This window comes from Enterococcus sp. DIV2402, assembly GCF_017426705.2.
GTDB classification, from domain to species: Bacteria; Bacillota; Bacilli; order Lactobacillales; family Enterococcaceae; genus Enterococcus_F; species Enterococcus_F lowellii.
On record NZ_CP147251.1, the window covers coordinates 2,483,723 to 2,501,057 of the forward strand.

The following is a 17,335-nucleotide window of genomic DNA, read 5'->3' on the forward strand; positions in this document are numbered from 1 at the left end:
AAGGTGATTGCATGAAACAAATTGAAATTGTTACGTACGAAGAAAAATATCATGATGATTTTAAACGGTTAGGATACGAGTGGCTGGAAAAATATGTCACCGTTGAACCAGAAGATATTAAAATTTTAAATTCTCCTAAAGAGATTATTTTAGATACAGGCGGCTGTATCTTTTTTGCAAAATATCAAAATGAAATAGTCGGCACTGTTTCTTTGATTAAAGTAGATGAAACAACTTACGAGTTAGCAAAATTAGCAGTAACAGAAAAATACAAAGGGCTCAAACTAGGAAACTTACTAATGGAAACAGCCATCCAACAAGCCAAAGAACAATATGCAACAAAAATTATTTTGTATACAGACCAAAAATTAGCTACGGCACTTGTGCTTTATCAAAAATTTGGTTTCCAAGAAATTCCTATGATTAATAACAAATATATAGATTCTGATCTCATGATGGAATTATCTATTTAATTCTCAATTTTACACACCTTAAAGCTATCTATTTTAAGTATCTTTTGCTATGATAAGAAATGAATTTATATGCAAAAAGGAGCTGAATCATGTGCGTAAAGCGGATCGCCATGTATTAATTAAACAACTTGTGAATAACAATACCATTCGTACACAAGAAGAGTTGTTACATCTTTTAGAAAAAGAAGGAGTAACTGCAACTCAAGCAACCATTTCACGTGATATTCGTGATTTGCAAATTGTGAAATCACCAGATGGAACTGGACAAGCAAAATTTGAGTTGTTTCAAGAAAGTCAAGGTCAAAAAGAAGAAACCGAAAATCAACGCTTAACTCATATCATTCAGGATGTGGTAACTAAAGTTGACCGTGTACAATTTTTAACATTAATTAATACAATTCCTGATAATGCCCCTATCTTATCTGCAGCCATTGATGAAGTTTCAATGAAGGAAAAAATCTGTACATTAGCTGGTTTTGACGTTGTGGTTGTTATCTCGCGTACCGAAGAAGATGCACAAGTTATCGAAAATTATTTCAAAACACATGCTGTCTAAAAAAAATACCCGACGATAGAATACGCTTTCTATCACCGGGTATTTTTTTTAACCGCTAGATATCACCTTTTAATTTCTTTTCTTAAAAAATAAGACCAGAATCCCCACAAATACCACAATACCTGCGATACCATAATACATGAACTGTTTCTTGTGTGTGTTTAATTGTGAAACATCTGTGTGATTAACACGAACTTGACCTTTTTGCGAAGTAATTAAATAGTCCTCTATTTGAACTTGATTGTTTTCTTCTTTCAAATCTAACCATGTGGCTTGTTCTGCCGATTCTAATATGCTTACTACTTTTTTTAACCCATTCAATCCTAAATAAGGATGATAAAACGCTGAAATATAAGCTTGACGATAATTGGAAAGCACGTGTACCCGTTCTTCCATAGCAGAAAATGCTTGTTTATCCCCTTCTTCAATAAAACCAAGTGTCTCTGGATAAACAGTCATACCGTGTAAAAAGGATGGTTGTGAGACATATGTCGGCTGATATTCGCTTTGATAGGTTTGATCCGTTAATTGAAGACGTCCAATATATGAACTAAAGTGTTTTGCAACAACTTCATATCCTTGTTGAGAAATAGCATAATGTGGCGCTTCAAACCCTAGCGGATATAAACCTTGCTCAACTAGTTAAGATACACCTTTAGTGATAGATTCTTCTATATAGCCTCTTTCAAATTCTTCTCCAGATTTTATAAATTCTTGGTATTCTTGTTCCGTTGAAAAATCACTTTGTTTTTTTGCAGGTACTTCATCCTCTTGATAAATAGGTCGGTCATTTTCGACATCCCAAAATTCAAAGCCTTCACCTGTTTCCGAACTGCGATATTGATGTTTGTAACCGTGTAAGATAATGCTTGCTCCGTTTTCTTGCATGTATTTGAGCGTATTTAATAATTGGGGTGAATCAGAAAAATGAATCGTCTCACCATCTTTATTCGTATATATAGGAATAACCGCCACCATGTAAGGAATATTTTTGTCCTTTAAATATTCTGCTTGCTCGCGTAATTGCTGGGCATCTACTTTGGGATGAACATCTTCCAAACGTAAATAACGAACAAATCCTTGTTGACTTTCACCTAAAAAATCATATAGAGAGTCTGCTACTAATGGACCAAATGGCGCAAACATTGTTTCTGCAGCAAAAAAATAATTCCCATCATTTTGAACGATTAAAGGTACTTGCTGTTCTTTTTCTAAGGTAGCCAACGCTTTTTGCTCAACCCCATCTTTTGATGCTTGCACATGATAAATAATCCTTTGTTCAGGTAACCTTTGAATGAAATCGGCTAAAATAATCTGATCAACCAATAGCTCGCCTTCTATTTGAAATACGTTCATTTTAGCCAATTGCTCTGCATTATGTCCTATCACATAAAGCTTTCCCTCAAATGTGTCTAATGCTTTTTTTGTTTCTGAAGAAAAAGTCGTTTTGTCTAATCCAAAATAAATAATATGTGAACTATTTTGAATTGCATCACTTTGGATGTCTGATTCATTAATAAATTGATAGTTTATATTAAATCGACCTAAAATAGTATCTAACATGCGTAATTCATTTAGCTTTTGCTCGCCTTTTGTTGAATAAATGACTAAAACGTCTTGTTTTACATTCTCTTGAGCAAAAATTTCTTTAGAATAAAAAAAGCAGATTGGTATTAAAAAAAAATAATATTATTTTACGCATCCGTTTCTCCCTCGACAATAGTATTGACTAAATCTATAATACATCCAAATTAAGTTTTGCATGATTTTAAATAATTGTCCATACAAAAAAATTATGCCATAAATTTGTTTAAAAACAAACTTATGGCATAGACTATTTTTACTTACATTTTTTCTGGTGCATGTAAACCTAAGAGACGTAAATCTTCTTTTAACAAAACAGTAACAGCATAAACTAACGCTAAACGCGCTTCTTTTTGCTCGTCTTCTGCTAAGATTTTCGTATTGGCATAATATTTGTTAAATGCTTGTGCCAATTTAATTGAATGTTTCGCAATAACAGATGGCTCGTACTTATCTGCTGCTTGTTGGATTGTTTCTGGGTAACGTTGAATTAATTTAATCACTTCCCAGCTTTCTTCATCATTTAAAGCATACGTTTTGGTTTCGTCTGGTGTAAATGCAGCTTTTGCTAAGATACTCATCGCACGCGCATGTGCATATTGAACATACGGTCCTGTTTCACCTTCAAAACGAACAACTTCCTCTAAAGTGAAGTCAAAATTGTTTAGACGATCATTTTTCAAATCATGGAAAACAACTGCGCCTACCCCTACTTGTTTAGCTACTTCTTCTTTATTTTCTAAAGTTGGATTTTTTTCACTAATTTGTTCTTTGGCTGAATCAATTGCTTCATTCAATACTTCTTCTAATAAGACAATTTTCCCTTTACGTGTGGATAATTTTTTACCATCTTTGGTAATTAAGCCAAATGGAATATGATACATATCATCAGCCCAATCAAAGCCCATTTCTTTTAATACAGCTTTTAATTGTTTGAAATGATAACTTTGTTCATTCCCAACAACGTATAATGATTTGCCAAAATTATACGTACGTTTACGATATAACGCAGCGGCCATATCACGTGTAATATACAATGTTGCACCATCTGATTTACGAATTAATGCAGGATTCAAGTCGTAATTCGTTAAATCAACAATCTCTGCACCTTGGTCTTCTTTTAATAAATGTTTTTCTTCTAACATTTCAACAACTTCATCCATCTTGTCGTTGTAGAAAGCTTCGCCATTTAATGAATCAAAAGATACTTCTAACATGTCATAAATTTTGTTAAATTCTTTCATTGATTCATCGCGGAACCATTGCCATAATGAAATAGCTTCTTCATCGCCATCTTCTAATTTTTTAAACCATGCACGTGCTTCATCTTCTAACGCTTTATCTTCTTCAGCTTTTTCATGGAATTCTACATATAAACGCAATAATTCAGTGATGGGTTCATTACGAACAGCTTCTTCTGAACCCCATTTTTTATAAGCTACAATTAATTTCCCAAATTGTGTTCCCCAATCTCCTAAGTGGTTAATACGAATTGGTTGGTAGCCTACTTTTTCTAAAATAAAGCCAATTGAATTCCCAATGACAGTTGAACGTAAATGTCCCATTGAAATTGGTTTAGCAATATTAGGAGAAGACATATCAATTGGGACACTAGCGTTGTTTCCTTCGCTACTATCACCAAAATGATTTTTTTCTTTTACAACGGTTGCTAAAACGTTTTGACTAATTACCGCTTTATTCATAAAGAAGTTTAAATACGGTCCAACTACCTCAATTTTTTCAAATGATGAACCATCAATTTTTTCAGCTAAATCGGCAGCAATTTGTTGTGGTGCTTTACGGTAAACTTTTGCCAAGGCAAATGCCGGAAAAGCCACGTCTCCATGATCGGCTGATTTTGGGTTTTCTAATAGCTGTTGAACTTGTTCTAATGACAAATCTTCTTTGACCACATCAAAAATTGCTTTTGATACGATATCTTTGTTATTCATAAATTATTTCCTCCTAAAGTAGTCTCATTGATTTTTATGCGACAGCAAACAAAAAGTCTCTAGTGTAAAAAACACTAGAGACGAGAATTCCCGCGGTACCACTCTGATTGTTCGACAAATCGAACCCACTTTATCTGATAACGGTAGATGCCGTTTGCTTAACAAATTTTCACAAGTGCGCTTCACTTCTCTTCTTTATTTCGGCTTCCACCTTCCCGAATTCGCTAGTAAAAAATGAAAAGTTACTCTCTTGATCACTAAATCATGTATGAAATGTACACTGATTATAGCAAATCTTTTTTATTGCGCTAGTCTTGTGTTTAATTTTAACTATTCGGAATAAATAAATGTCCTAAAGTTGCTGCCATAACCGCTTTAATTGAATGCATGCGATTTTCAGCTTGTTCAAATTGTTTGGCATGTTTACTACGGAAGACTTCATCGGTTACTTCCATTTCACTTAGATTGAATTTTTCTTGAATATCTTGACCGTAATCTGTTTCTGCATCATGAAAAGCAGGTAAACAATGCAAGAAAATGACTTGCTCGTTTTTGGTTTTCTCAATCATCATTTGATTCACTTGATAAGGAAGTAATAATTCAATTCGCTCAGCAAATTTATCTTCTTCACCCATTGATACCCAGACATCGGTATATAAGACATCAGCGCCTAAAACGCCTTCATCTACATTGTCTGTCACCAAAATTTCAGCACCTGATTGTTGCGCATACTCTTTTGCCAAAGCAATTAATTGTTCGTCAGGATGCAATTCTTTTGGTGCAACAATTCGCACATTTGTCCCTAAAATAGCCCCAGTGACTAACAATGAACGTGCCACATTGTTACGACCATCGCCACAATAAACGAGATTAATGCCTTTGACTTTTCCAAAGCTTTCTTGAATCGTTAGATAGTCAGCAATCATTTGTGTTGGATGCCATTCATCAGTGAGACCATTCCATACAGGGACACCCGAATGTTCAGCCAATGCTTCAACTACTGCTTGACTGGATCCACGAAATTCAATCCCATCAAACATACTACCCAACACTTTTGCCGTATCTTCCACGGATTCTTTTTTACCCAATTGAATATCATTTGCGCCTAAAAATTCTGGATGAGCGCCTAAATCGACCGAAGCCACTGTAAAAGCTGCCCGTGTTCGCGTTGATGTTTTTTCAAACAATAAGGCAATATTTTTCCCTTCTAAATAACGATGTGTAATCCCTTGTTTTTTTAGTTTTTTCAAATGCTGGGATAAATCAATTAAATACTGTAATTCTTGTTGTGTAAAATCTTTTTCTGCTAAAAAACTTTTCCCTTGAAATTCCATCGTTTTCCTCCGTTCAGTTCAACCTACAGCTACTTTTATTTCTGTTCCAAATGAATCAATCGTATTACTGATAAAGACTGATTTCACGCCTGCTAACAGCGCTTTATGTGCACTGTCTAATTTTGGTAACATGCCACCTGTAACTACTTTTTCTGTTTTTAATTGAGAGATTTCTGCTACAGAAATTTCTTTTAGCCATTCAGATTCTTTTTTTATTCCTGGAACATCTGTTAATAGATATAACTTTTCTGCTTTAATACTTGCCGCAACTTTACAAGCTACTTCATCAGCATTGATATTTAACCATTGTCCTGATTCAGTAATCCCTAATGGCGCAATGATGGGAATGTGATGTTTTTCAATTAAGGTATTTAAAAGCTCGCTGTTCACTGCCGTCACTTCACCAACAAAACCTAATTTTTCTTCATCAATAATTTTTCCTTGAATCAATTGATCACAACCAGCATTCATACCTAGTGTAGGAAAACCTGCTTGTTGAAAATGAGTGGTAATCATCGGCTGTACTTGTCCTAATAAAACCATTCGCGTAATTTCTAATGTTTTTTCAGAAGTAACACGTAGTCCTTGCTTCACTTCTACTTTAATTCCTAAAATATCCATCATTTTAGAGATATAGTGTCCCCCTCCATGAACAATAATCACACGATAACCTTGGTTTTGCCAAGAAGAAATTTTTTGAAAAAAAGCATCATTTAAGTTATCTGAAGCAACGCCGCCCATTTTTACTACGATTGTTTTCATATTCATTTCCTCCTATGTGTGATAAAGTGCATTGATTTTAACGTAGTCATACGTCAAATCACAGCCCCATGCTTGTCCAAATGCATCGCCTTCATTTAGATAAACAGCGATTTTAATCTCTTCTTCACTTAAATTATCTTCCATTTGTTCTACATCAAATCCAAGTGGTTCACCCGCTTTAAATACTGGAATCCCTGCAAGCTCAATCGTTACGTTTGTTGGGTCAAATTCAACGCCACTATAACCAATCGCACATAAAATACGTCCCCAGTTTGGGTCTTTTCCAAAAATAGCTGATTTTACTAACATTGAACCAACAATTGCTTTTGCAATCATTCGAGCATCGCTAGCTGTTTTTGCTCCAGTTGCATCTACTTCAATTAATTTAGTTGCCCCTTCGCCATCTTTCGCAATTAATTTGGCTAATTCTGTCAAAACGATTGTTAGCATTTCTTTAAATTGTTGATAATCGGTATTTTTTTCAGTGATTTCTTGATTTTTAGCTAATCCATTTGCCATCACAACGACCATATCGTTTGTCGAAGTGTCACCATCCACTGTAATTTGATTAAACGTTACTTCTGTTAATTCTTTTAATAAGTCTTGCAACAACGTAGATGAAATCGCCACATCTGTAGTAATAAAGCCTAACATAGTTGCCATATTGGGATGAATCATCCCTGAACCTTTACTACAACCAGAGATTGTTACTTGCTTACCATCAATGACTGCTGTAATAGTGATAGCTTTTTCAGTCGTATCTGTCGTTAAAATGGCTTTTTGAAAATTTTCTGGTTGTTGTTCTGTCGATTGATCTAACAATTCAATGCCTGCTACAATTCTTTCCATGGGTAATTGATGTCCAATCACACCCGTGGAAGCAACAGCCACTAATGAAGCATCAATCCCCAATTTTTCGCTGGCTAACTGTTGCATTTGTTGCGCATTCGCAAAACCTTCTTCACCCGTACAAGCATTGGCATTTCCTGAATTAACAATAATTCCTTGAATTTTACCACCTTGTATAACTGCTTTACTTAATTTAATAGGAGCTGCCTGTACTTGATTCGTTGTAAAAACCCCAGCAACACTCGCTGGTACTTCTGAATAGATCCAACCTAGATCTAATTTTTTTCTTTTTAATCCACAATGAATGCCATCCGCATAAAAACCAATTGGACTAGCAATTGTACCTTTAATTTTTTCCATTTAGTTCACTCGCTCCTTACGGGAACAATGGGACTTGCGTTAAACCGCAAGTCTCTTCAAGTCCCGCCCATAAGTTAAAATTCTGAATTGCCTGACCAGCAGCACCTTTCATCAAATTATCGATGACTGCCACTACAGTTAATGTTTGATTTTCTTCGTTTACACCAAAACCGATATCACAAAAGTTTGTTCCTGTTACTTGGCGTAGTTCTGGTAAACAGCCAGTTGGTTGTACTCGGACAAACGGTTTGGATTGATAATGTTTATCAAATGCTTGTTGGATTTGTTCACTTGTTACGTTTGGTTTGATTTTGGCATAAAGAGTCATAAAAATACCACGCTTAATTGGAATCAAACTCGTTGTAAATTGAATCGTTGATAAACTTGAATCAAATGTTTGTAAAAATTGAATAATTTCTGGAATATGTTGATGTTGGTTTAATTTATACATTGTCATATTTTCGTCAACTGTCACGTAATGACTACTATCTGATAATTGTTTACCTGCACCAGATAAACCCGATTTCCCATCCAAAATAATGGTATCTAAATCAATAAGTTGTTCTTTAAGTACTGGCACCAAAGAAAGAATCGCTGCCGTAGCATAACAGCCTGGGTTCGATAATAAATTTCCTTTGATTGCTGAAAATTCTGGTAAAGCATAGATTGCTTTATCTACGATATCTTGAGTAGTGGGGTCTTTTTTATACCACTTTTGATAACTCTCTAAATCTTTTAAACGAAGATCGCCAGATAAATCAATAACTGGAAAATCTTGTGCTACAAATTCATGGACTAAGTCTTTACTAATTCCTGAAGGAGTAGCAAAAAAGACAATATCATTATTTTTCATGATTTTTTCTGCATCGTATGCTTCAACTTCTTGCTCACAAAGCTGTTGTAGATGTGGATATAACTCTGAAATTGAGTTTTTATGCATCGAGTGACTATGTAAGGTCCCCAATGTCAATGAGGGGTGTTGATGAATCAAACGCACCAATTCTATCCCTGTATATCCTGTCACACCAACGATTGCTGCTTTCATCCTCTTCACTCCTTCTATAAAGTAATTAGAATTATAGAGAGTTATTCGTTAAAGGTCAATGGTTTTTTATAAAAAAATATGTATTTTTTTGTAAATATATGTAAAAAGACGAATATTGACTACATTTTTATACAAAAAAGAGTTATTTTGCGTATATATACAAAACAACTCTTTTTCTTATTTTTCTAAAACCTTAGTTAATTTTTCAAGTCCTAAAGTAACCTCTTCTTCAGAAATAATTAATGGTGGTAATAAACGTAAGGTATTAGCACCTGCCCGTAGAGCTAACAATCCTTCTGCTTCTAAATCTTCTACTATTTCAGCAACAGAAATATCCGGTTGAAGTTCAATACCAATCATTAATCCTTTCCCACGAATTTCACTAATTTTGTCTGACTTAATTTTATTTAAACCAGCAAATAATTGCTGACTTCTTTGTTGACTAGCAACCAAAATCTCCGAAGACAAACTATCTAGGATTTCACTTGCTACGACCATTCCTAATTTATTTCCGCCAAAGGTTGTACCGTGACTACCTGGGCCAAAAGCTTCACCTAAAGCCGTTTTTCCTAGCATTGCTCCGATTGGAAAACCATTGCCTAATCCTTTTGCTAACGTAAAAATATCTGGCTCAATGCCAAATTGTTCAAAAGCAAATAAACTACCCGTCCGGCCAATTCCAGTTTGGACTTCATCAACAATCAATAGAATCTTTTTCTCTTGACACAGTGTAACAATCTGCTGAATCCATTCTTGGTTAGCAACCGTTACGCCACCTTCGCCTTGAATGAGTTCAAGCATAATCGCTGCTGTCTGATCTGAAATTTGCTCTTGTAATGCTGAAAAATCATTATAAGGAACATATATAAAACCAGGAACTAATGGTTCAAATCCAGTATGAATGGCTGACTGTCCAGTCGCTGACATAGCACCATATGTTCGTCCATGGAACGAATTGGTAAACGTAATAATCTGAGATTTACCTGTTGCTTTACGAGCTAATTTAATCGCTGCTTCGTTTGCTTCTGCCCCCGAATTACAAAAGAATGCTAAATAATCTTTTTCTTGAATCAATTTTTCTGCAACAACTTCTTGTAAATGATTTTCATAAAGATTAGGCGTATGCCAAATCTTTTGCGCTTGCTCTGCTAAAACTTGATTTAAGTGAGCTCGATTATAACCTAAATTCATAACTCCAATTCCACTGGTAAAATCTAAATATTTTTTTCCATGATTATCGGTAACGTAACAACCATTGCCTTCCATAATCTCAAAAGGTTTTCTTGCATAATTTGAAAATAAATAATTACCCACTATCCATCACTCCTAATTTGTATTAAAGTATCGCCTCTAGCTCTTCTTAAGAAACGCATATTTTATTAATTAGACGGCATCTTTTGAATAAATATACACTTATTATCCAAATTAAGCAACTCCTCTTTATAAAATTTCAAAGCCATATCCCTGAATATGGTCTTCTAACATTTGTAGATATTGTTGAGCGATTGGCGATAATTCCTTTTGTTTATGCTTTAAATAGCCAATCGTCATTTCATCTTTGATATTTAAAGGGACAGCAATAATCTTGTCATCATTTAATTTTTTGCTTAAAACTCCTGAACTAATTGTATAACCATTCACTCCCACCATTAAATTAAAAATAGTTGCCCGATCACTCACTTTAATATCTTTTCGATGCTCTAAGGTACTTAAAATTTCTTCAGCAAAATAAAATGAATTACGTTCGCCTTGCTCATAAGATAAATAAGGATAATCTTCTAAATCCGATAATTCTACTAAATCTTTTTGTCCTAGAGGTGAAGTATTACTTACAAAAACATGTGGTTTCGCATGAAAAAGTGGCTGAAAAATCAATTCCCGTTCTTTAAATAGCTTCATCATGACTTTTTCATTAAACGAATTTAAATATAAAATACCTAATTCGCTTTTAAAACGGCTTAAATCTTCTAAAATATTTTCTGTCTCTGTTTCTCGCAACTTAAACTGATATTCTTTTACATTTAAACTATTAATTAATTCAACAAAGGCATGGACAACAAAAGCATAATGTTGTGCTGAAACTGAAAAAGTTTGCTTACGAGGACGTGTATCTTTATATTTTTCTTCTAATAATTGAACTTGATCCATAATCTGTTGTGCATAGGACATAAACTCACGTCCTTCTTCTGTCAAACGGACACCCGTCTTACTTCTAACTAAAATTTGAATATTCATTTCATTTTCTAATTCTTTAATCGCGCTAGACAAGCTTGGTTGTGTCATATACAAGGCTTTAGCCGCTTCATTCATTGAACCCAACGCGACAATTTTTTCTAAATATTCTAATTGTTGTATCCTCATCATTACTCCTCCTTATATAAACCCTATATGTTATAGATTTTATTTATAACCTACCATAGAAATCTTCACTTATCCAATCTTTTTCTTTCATGATACATTATCTTCAACACAAAAAAAGGAGTGTTGGTTAATGACAACAACAATTATCGGATTTCCTCGTTTAGGCGAATTTAGAGAATTAAAATTTGAAACAGAAAAATATTTTAGAAATGAAATTTCCGCAGAAGATTTAAAAGCTTTTGCGAAAGATTTACGCAAGAAGCATTGGAATGTTATCAAAGAAGCTGGCATCGATCAAATTCCAAGCAATGATTTTTCTTTCTATGATAATACATTAGATACATCGGTTTTATTTAATATCATCCCTAAAAAAGTGAAAGACTTAGATTTTGATGAGCTAGAAGAATATTTTGCCTTAGCCCGTGGTTATCAAGGAGATAAAGGTGATGTTCATGCCTTGCCAATGAAAAAATGGTTCAACACAAATTATCATTATTTAGTGCCTCAATTTGAAAAAACAACCAAAATTCAATTAAATACAACTAAAATTGTCGATGAATTTATCGAAGCAAAAGAATTAGGAATTATTACTCGTCCAGTAATCTTAGGACCATTTACGTTATTGCAATTAGGTCAATACCACGATGGCACAACAAGTGCAGATTTTTCGGCAAATTTATTAGCAGCTTATCAAGAAGTATTTTCAAAATTAGCTGAAGCTGGAGCAGAATGGATTCAAATTGACGAACCTGGTTTAGTTTTAGATTTAACAGCTGATGATATTGCTCGTTTTAAAGAGTTTTATCAAACATTACTAGCAAATAAACAAGGATTAAACGTCTTATTACAAACTTACTTTGGTGATATTCGTGATATTTATGAAGAGGTCATTGCTTTAGACTTTGATGGCGTTGGTTTAGATTTTGTTGAAGGCAAAGAAACACTAAACCTAATCACGAAAACACCTTTCCCAGAAGATAAAATATTATTCGCTGGTGTGGTAAATGGTAAAAATATCTGGACGAACAACTATACAAGTACCTTTGATTTATTAGCTAAATTACCAAAAAATGTAGTCTTAACAACGTCATGTTCTTTGTTACATGTTCCATATTCTGTTGAAAATGAAGTTTTCTCAGACGAAATCAAGCAATATTTTGCTTTTGCGAAAGAAAAATTAGCAGAATTAGTGGCTTTAGACAAAACCGATCAAGCAGCAATCGAGAAAAATAATCGTATTTTCAAACAGGAACGAATTACTGCTAATAAGGCCTTACAAGAAAAAATTACGCAACTAACAGACGCTGATTTCGTTCGTTTACCTGCATTTGCAGAACGTGAAGCTTTACAAACTGATTTATTACAATTGCCAACATTACCAACAACAACCATTGGTTCCTTCCCACAAACAAAAGAAGTTAAAATTACGCGTGGGAAATTTAAACGTGGTGAAATCAATCAAGAAGAATACGATGCCTTTATTGCGAAGAAAATCGATGACTGTATTACTTTCCAAGAAAAAGTTGGCTTAGATGTTTTAGTTCATGGAGAATTTGAACGTAATGATATGGTTGAATTCTTTGGTGAAGCGTTAGATGGGTATCTTTTCTCTAAAAATGGTTGGGTACAATCTTATGGAACTCGTGGTGTAAAACCACCAATCATTTGGGGCGATATTGCTCGTTCAAAAGCAATTACCGTGCAATGGTCTAAATACGCACAAAGTAAAACGGATCAAATTGTTAAAGGAATGCTTACTGGTCCTGTAACGATTTTAAACTGGTCGTTCACACGTGAAGATATTTCTATTAAAGAAAGTACCTATCAATTAGCTCTTGCCATCCAAGAAGAAGTTTTAGATTTAGAAGCAAATGGCATCCGCATCATCCAAATTGATGAAGCTGCCTTACGTGAGAAATTGCCTTTACGTCAAACAGACTGGTACAGCGAATATTTAGACTGGGCTATTCCAGCATTCCGTTTAGTTCACAGCAAAGTGCAACCAGAAACACAAATTCATACACATATGTGTTATAGCGAGTTTGAAGATATCATTAAAGCGATTGATGATATGGACGCTGATGTTATTAGTTTTGAGGCTTCTCGTTCAAACTTAGCCTTATTAGATGCCTTAAATCGTAATAATTTCCAAACACAAGTTGGACCTGGTGTTTATGATATTCATTCACCGCGTATTCCATCAATCGAAGAAATTAAACAAACTATTGGTAAAATTTTAGAGAAAATCCCAACAAATAAAGTTTGGGTAAATCCTGACTGTGGATTGAAAACACGTGGTGAAAAAGAAACCTATGCTAGTTTAGAAAACTTAGTATTAGCTGCCAAAGAAGTACGAGAGGAGCTTGTGAATGACTGATAATGTGGAGAGACAACGTCCTTCCCTTTCTTTTGAAATTTTTCCACCAAACACCAAGTCGTCAAACGAGCTACTTTTAGACACACTAGATGAATTGCAGGACTTAGGTCCGCATTTCATCAGTGTGACTTGTAGTAATAAAAATGCTGATTTAAAAACGACTACGTTGAAATTAGCAGGTTACATTCAAAAAAACTTGAATGTGCCAAGTATCGCTCATTTAACAGCAGCTTATTCCTCAAAAGAAGATATTCGGGAAGCAATTAATATTTTAAAACGCTCTAACACGAATCGAATTTTAGCCTTACGTGGTGATATTTATGCAGATAAACCACCTTTGGAAGATTTCAAACATGCAAGCGATTTAATTCATTTTATTAAAGAAGAAGAACCCACTTTCCAAATTAGTGGTGCATGTCATCCTGAAGTTCATCCTGAAGCTAAAAATCGCGTAGAAGATTTACAAAATTTAAAGAAAAAAGTAGATAGCGGCTGTGATGATTTAATCACACAATTATTTTTTGATAATGATACTTTTTACCGCTTTCGTGAAAACTGCGACATTGTAGGTATTGATGTCCCCATTTATGCAGGGATTATGCCCATTGTTAACCGTAACCAAGCGCTACGATTAATAAAAACAACTAAAACTGCGCTACCACGTAAATTTATTGCTATTTTGGAAAAATATGAACACGATCCAGAATCATTGCGAGCGGCAGGGTTAGCTTATGCTATTGATCAAATTGTCGATTTAGTTACACAAGATACAGCTGGGATTCATTTGTATACAATGAATCAATCTCAAACAGCACTCAATATTTATCGTGCGACCAAAACGCTATTTAAGGAAGAAGTAATTGTTGTTTAGATAAAAAGAACAAGCCTAATCAACTAGACTTGTTCTTTTTATCTGATTCTATTTTTTTACAGGAAATGCTAAACTTGGAACAGCATTTAAGGACATCTTCGCAAAGTTGCCTTTCGCTAGTTCAACATGCGCAGCTGCGCCAATCATCGCAGCATTGTCACCACACAAACGTAGCGGTGGGACTACTAACGTAACATCTGGTAATTGTTTAACAGCTTCTTCTAACGCTTGTCTTAATCCCTGATTAGCTGCTACTCCCCCAGCAACAATTAACTGTTTGACTGGATATTGCTGGCACGCATGTATGGTTTTATGAACAAGTACATCAATGACACTTGCTTGAAAACTAGCCGCTAGGTCCTCTGTCGATAATGCTTCACCACGTTGCTCAGCATTATGCACTAAATTAATAAAGGCACTCTTCAAACCGCTAAAGCTAAAATCAAAATTATCCTCATGAATCATAGCTCGTGGAAAATGATAGGTATCTTTTCCAATATGAGCTAAACGATCTATCTCTTTCCCACTTGGATAGGGTAAACCTAAAACACGCCCCACTTTATCATATGCTTCTCCTGCGGCATCATCGCGTGTTTCTCCAACAATTTCATAAGACCCGTCTTCTTCCATCAACACTAATTCCGTATGTCCACCACTAACTAATAACGCCATTAATGGAAATTCTAATGGTTGAACAAAACGTGCTGCATAAATATGCCCGGCCATATGATTGACTGGAATCAATGGTAATTGATGCGCCCAAGCAAAGGCTTTTGCTGCTGCTATTCCAATTAATAATGATCCCACTAAGCCTGGACCTTGTGTCACAGCCACAGCAGATAATTCTTCAATTGAAATTTCCGCCTCAGCTAGTGCTTCTTCAATACATAACGTAATTTGTTCAACATGATGACGGCTAGCCACTTCAGGAACAACACCGCCAAAACGTTGATGACTTTTAATTTGTGATGCAACAATGTTACTTAAAATTTTAGCACCATTTTCAATGACTGCCACGCTTGTTTCATCACAACTGCTTTCAATTGCTAAAATCAATTCTCTCATTTGACCAACGTTGGCCTCACTTTCTTTATCATAATCAATGCATCTTCTGTAGGTGCTTGGTAATAATTTTTTCTTCGAGCAATAATCTCAAACCCATGACTCAGATATAAATTTTGAGCTGAAAAATTAGAAACTCGGACTTCTAATAAAATCTGAGCAATTTGCTCTTCATTCGCCACTCGGAATAACTCTTTTAATAACGCCGCACCGTATCCTTGTTTTTTCTCTTGTGTATGCACAACTAAATTAAAAATCTCCATCTCATCTAAAAATTGATGATAGCCTAAAAAACCAGCAATATACCCTTTTTCTAAAATCAGATAGTCACTTTGCTCATTATGGATATCTTCTATAAATTGCGCCATCGTCCATGGTGAACCATGCGTATAACTTGTTTCTGCTAATTGATGTAATTCAGACGCTAATGTTGTTGTTTCGAAAAAATGTTTACTTGTTATCTTCATTTTAATTCTTTCACCATATCTAAGGCATCTTCCTTGCCTTCACTATAATATTCCGTCAAAACTTGACGTGTTGTATATCCTAATTTTGTATATAGTCGTTGGGCATCTACATTGCTGATACGCACTTCTAACGACATTGTTTGACACGCATACTGATTAGCAAACTTTTCCGCTTCCATCAATAAATAATTACCCAAACCTTGATTTTGATAATCAGGAATCACGGCAATATTCGTAATATGTGCATCTGTTGCAACCACACGGATACCAATAAATCCAATAATTTGGTTATTGCTAACGATACATAAATAACGATGACTATGCACCGAATACAATTCGGACAAAAAAGCGCCTCGATGCCACGGTTGATAGTCTTTATATACCAACTGTTGGACACGCATCAATGCCCTAATATCTTTTGGAAAAACCTCACGAATTTGATAAACACTTGCATCAATGGTAATTGTTTTTTCTTGATAGCCACTTTGTTCACGTAAAAAAGAAAGAAAAGTCTTAAATCTTTTCAACATAACTTTCTTCTCCAATTTCGTGGGTTTCCAACCATTTTTCTTCTGCTTCCACACGTTTTAAGTAGTTTGGCAAGAAAGGATGGCTTGCTACAGTAGGTGCTTGTTTACCAAGCTCAGACAGTGTAACGCCACTTGGGTAATTCCAGGAAATAATCGAATTACAAATGGCATTGGGTAATGTCTCTGTAATGATTTCTTGAAATTTTTGAACATCCTCTCCTACAAAATAGACTTCCTGTCCTTCTAATTGAGCCAATAATGTAGCTAACGCAATGTGCTGATCTGCCAAAACGTTCACTAATTGTCCATTCTGCCATTGATAGGCTCCTGCATAAACATTTTGACGACGAGCGTCAAAAAGAGGAACAATCCATTCTTTTCGTCCATAACAGTTGCCCGCAATTGTTTTTAGGCTAGAAATACCGACTAATTCAGTTTTTAACGTATTTGCCAATGTTTTGGCGGTTGTCACACCAATGCGTAAGCCTGTATACGAACCAGGACCTTGTGCCACAACAATGCGATCAAGCTCTTGGGGCGTTAATTCAAGTTCTTTCATCAATGTCTCAATAGCAGGCATCAACGTTTTACTATGATTTTTATTGACAGTTGTTTGCAATTGTCCCAACAGACGATTGTCATCGGTAACAGCGACTGCCATGGTTTGATTAGATGTATCTATTGCAAGTATCTTCATGTTTATTCCCTACCTTATTCAAGTTCTCTCATATTCTACCACAAAAGTTAGAATT

At 34.9% G+C, this 17,335-nt stretch carries 15 protein-coding genes, 1 pseudogene and 1 other annotated feature; of the genes and pseudogenes, 4 read left to right on the plus strand and 12 right to left on the minus strand.

Features of this window, described 5'->3' with window-relative positions:
* The first annotated feature begins 11 nt into the window (after nt 1–11).
* Nucleotides 12–473 carry a GNAT family N-acetyltransferase gene (locus DOK78_RS12050; protein ID WP_207940119.1) on the plus strand — a complete coding sequence of 154 codons (462 nt, stop codon included), beginning with the start codon at nt 12–14 and terminating at the stop codon, nt 471–473.
* 91 nt (nt 474–564) lie between these two features.
* Nucleotides 565–1,029 carry an ArgR family transcriptional regulator gene (locus DOK78_RS12055; RefSeq protein ID WP_207940118.1) on the plus strand — a complete coding sequence of 155 codons (465 nt, stop codon included), beginning with the start codon at nt 565–567 and terminating at the stop codon, nt 1,027–1,029.
* A 69-nt stretch (nt 1,030–1,098) separates the two neighbouring features.
* Here DOK78_RS12055 and DOK78_RS12060 read toward each other — a convergent pair.
* From DOK78_RS12060 to DOK78_RS12095, 8 genes and pseudogenes are all read right to left on the minus strand, one after another.
* Nucleotides 1,099–2,592, minus strand: a pseudogene (locus DOK78_RS12060) (DUF2334 domain-containing protein).
* 281 nt (nt 2,593–2,873) lie between these two features.
* Entirely contained in the window at nt 2,874–4,565 is a 1,692-nt protein-coding gene (gene argS, locus DOK78_RS12065) for an arginine--tRNA ligase (RefSeq protein ID WP_207940116.1), read from the minus strand.
* 73 nt (nt 4,566–4,638) lie between these two features.
* Nucleotides 4,639–4,832, minus strand: a binding site (T-box leader).
* 59 nt (nt 4,833–4,891) lie between these two features.
* Nucleotides 4,892–5,899 (minus strand): ornithine carbamoyltransferase, encoded by a 1,008-nt coding sequence (gene argF, locus DOK78_RS12070; RefSeq protein WP_207940115.1) that lies wholly within the window; start codon nt 5,897–5,899, stop codon nt 4,892–4,894.
* 18 nt (nt 5,900–5,917) lie between these two features.
* A complete protein-coding gene (gene argB / locus DOK78_RS12075) occupies nt 5,918–6,661 on the minus strand; it encodes an acetylglutamate kinase (protein ID WP_207940114.1) in 744 nt (247 codons plus the stop codon).
* Nucleotides 6,662–6,673: 12 nt separating this feature from the next.
* Nucleotides 6,674–7,870, minus strand: a complete 1,197-nt coding sequence (gene argJ, locus DOK78_RS12080; RefSeq protein WP_207940113.1) for a bifunctional ornithine acetyltransferase/N-acetylglutamate synthase — start codon at nt 7,868–7,870, stop codon at nt 6,674–6,676.
* A 16-nt stretch (nt 7,871–7,886) separates the two neighbouring features.
* Complete coding sequence (gene argC, locus DOK78_RS12085) at nt 7,887–8,915, minus strand: N-acetyl-gamma-glutamyl-phosphate reductase (RefSeq protein WP_207940112.1); 1,029 nt, start codon at nt 8,913–8,915, stop codon at nt 7,887–7,889.
* Between the two features lie 177 nt (nt 8,916–9,092).
* Nucleotides 9,093–10,181: an acetylornithine transaminase gene (locus tag DOK78_RS12090; RefSeq protein WP_243430467.1), complete on the minus strand. Its 1,089-nt coding sequence runs from the start codon at nt 10,179–10,181 to the stop codon at nt 9,093–9,095.
* 174 nt (nt 10,182–10,355) lie between these two features.
* Nucleotides 10,356–11,276, minus strand: a complete 921-nt coding sequence (locus DOK78_RS12095) for a LysR family transcriptional regulator (protein WP_207940110.1) — start codon at nt 11,274–11,276, stop codon at nt 10,356–10,358.
* A 130-nt stretch (nt 11,277–11,406) separates the two neighbouring features.
* On the opposite strand from DOK78_RS12095, the gene metE reads away from it, so the two are divergent.
* Both metE and metF read left to right on the plus strand, forming a co-directional pair.
* Nucleotides 11,407–13,653, plus strand: a complete 2,247-nt coding sequence (metE, locus tag DOK78_RS12100) for a 5-methyltetrahydropteroyltriglutamate--homocysteine S-methyltransferase (RefSeq protein ID WP_207940109.1) — start codon at nt 11,407–11,409, stop codon at nt 13,651–13,653.
* 4 nt (nt 13,654–13,657) lie between these two features.
* Entirely contained in the window at nt 13,658–14,524 is an 867-nt protein-coding gene (metF, locus tag DOK78_RS12105) for a methylenetetrahydrofolate reductase [NAD(P)H] (RefSeq protein ID WP_207940629.1), read from the plus strand.
* Between the two features lie 48 nt (nt 14,525–14,572).
* Here metF and tsaD read toward each other — a convergent pair whose 3' ends face one another.
* The 4 genes from tsaD to tsaB are packed head-to-tail and all read right to left on the minus strand — an operon-like array spanning nt 14,573 to nt 17,280.
* Nucleotides 14,573–15,589: a tRNA (adenosine(37)-N6)-threonylcarbamoyltransferase complex transferase subunit TsaD gene (gene tsaD / locus DOK78_RS12110; RefSeq protein ID WP_207940108.1), complete on the minus strand. Its 1,017-nt coding sequence runs from the start codon at nt 15,587–15,589 to the stop codon at nt 14,573–14,575.
* Nucleotides 15,586–16,053: a ribosomal protein S18-alanine N-acetyltransferase gene (rimI, locus tag DOK78_RS12115; protein ID WP_207940107.1), complete on the minus strand. Its 468-nt coding sequence runs from the start codon at nt 16,051–16,053 to the stop codon at nt 15,586–15,588. The genes tsaD and rimI (DOK78_RS12115) overlap by 4 nt, the downstream gene beginning before the upstream one ends.
* Complete coding sequence (gene rimI, locus DOK78_RS12120; protein WP_207940106.1) at nt 16,050–16,583, minus strand: ribosomal protein S18-alanine N-acetyltransferase; 534 nt, start codon at nt 16,581–16,583, stop codon at nt 16,050–16,052. The genes rimI (DOK78_RS12115) and rimI (DOK78_RS12120) overlap by 4 nt, the downstream gene beginning before the upstream one ends.
* Complete coding sequence (gene tsaB, locus DOK78_RS12125; RefSeq protein ID WP_207940105.1) at nt 16,567–17,280, minus strand: tRNA (adenosine(37)-N6)-threonylcarbamoyltransferase complex dimerization subunit type 1 TsaB; 714 nt, start codon at nt 17,278–17,280, stop codon at nt 16,567–16,569. Before tsaB ends, rimI (DOK78_RS12120) begins: the two co-directional genes overlap by 17 nt.
* Nucleotides 17,281–17,335 lie beyond the last annotated feature (55 nt).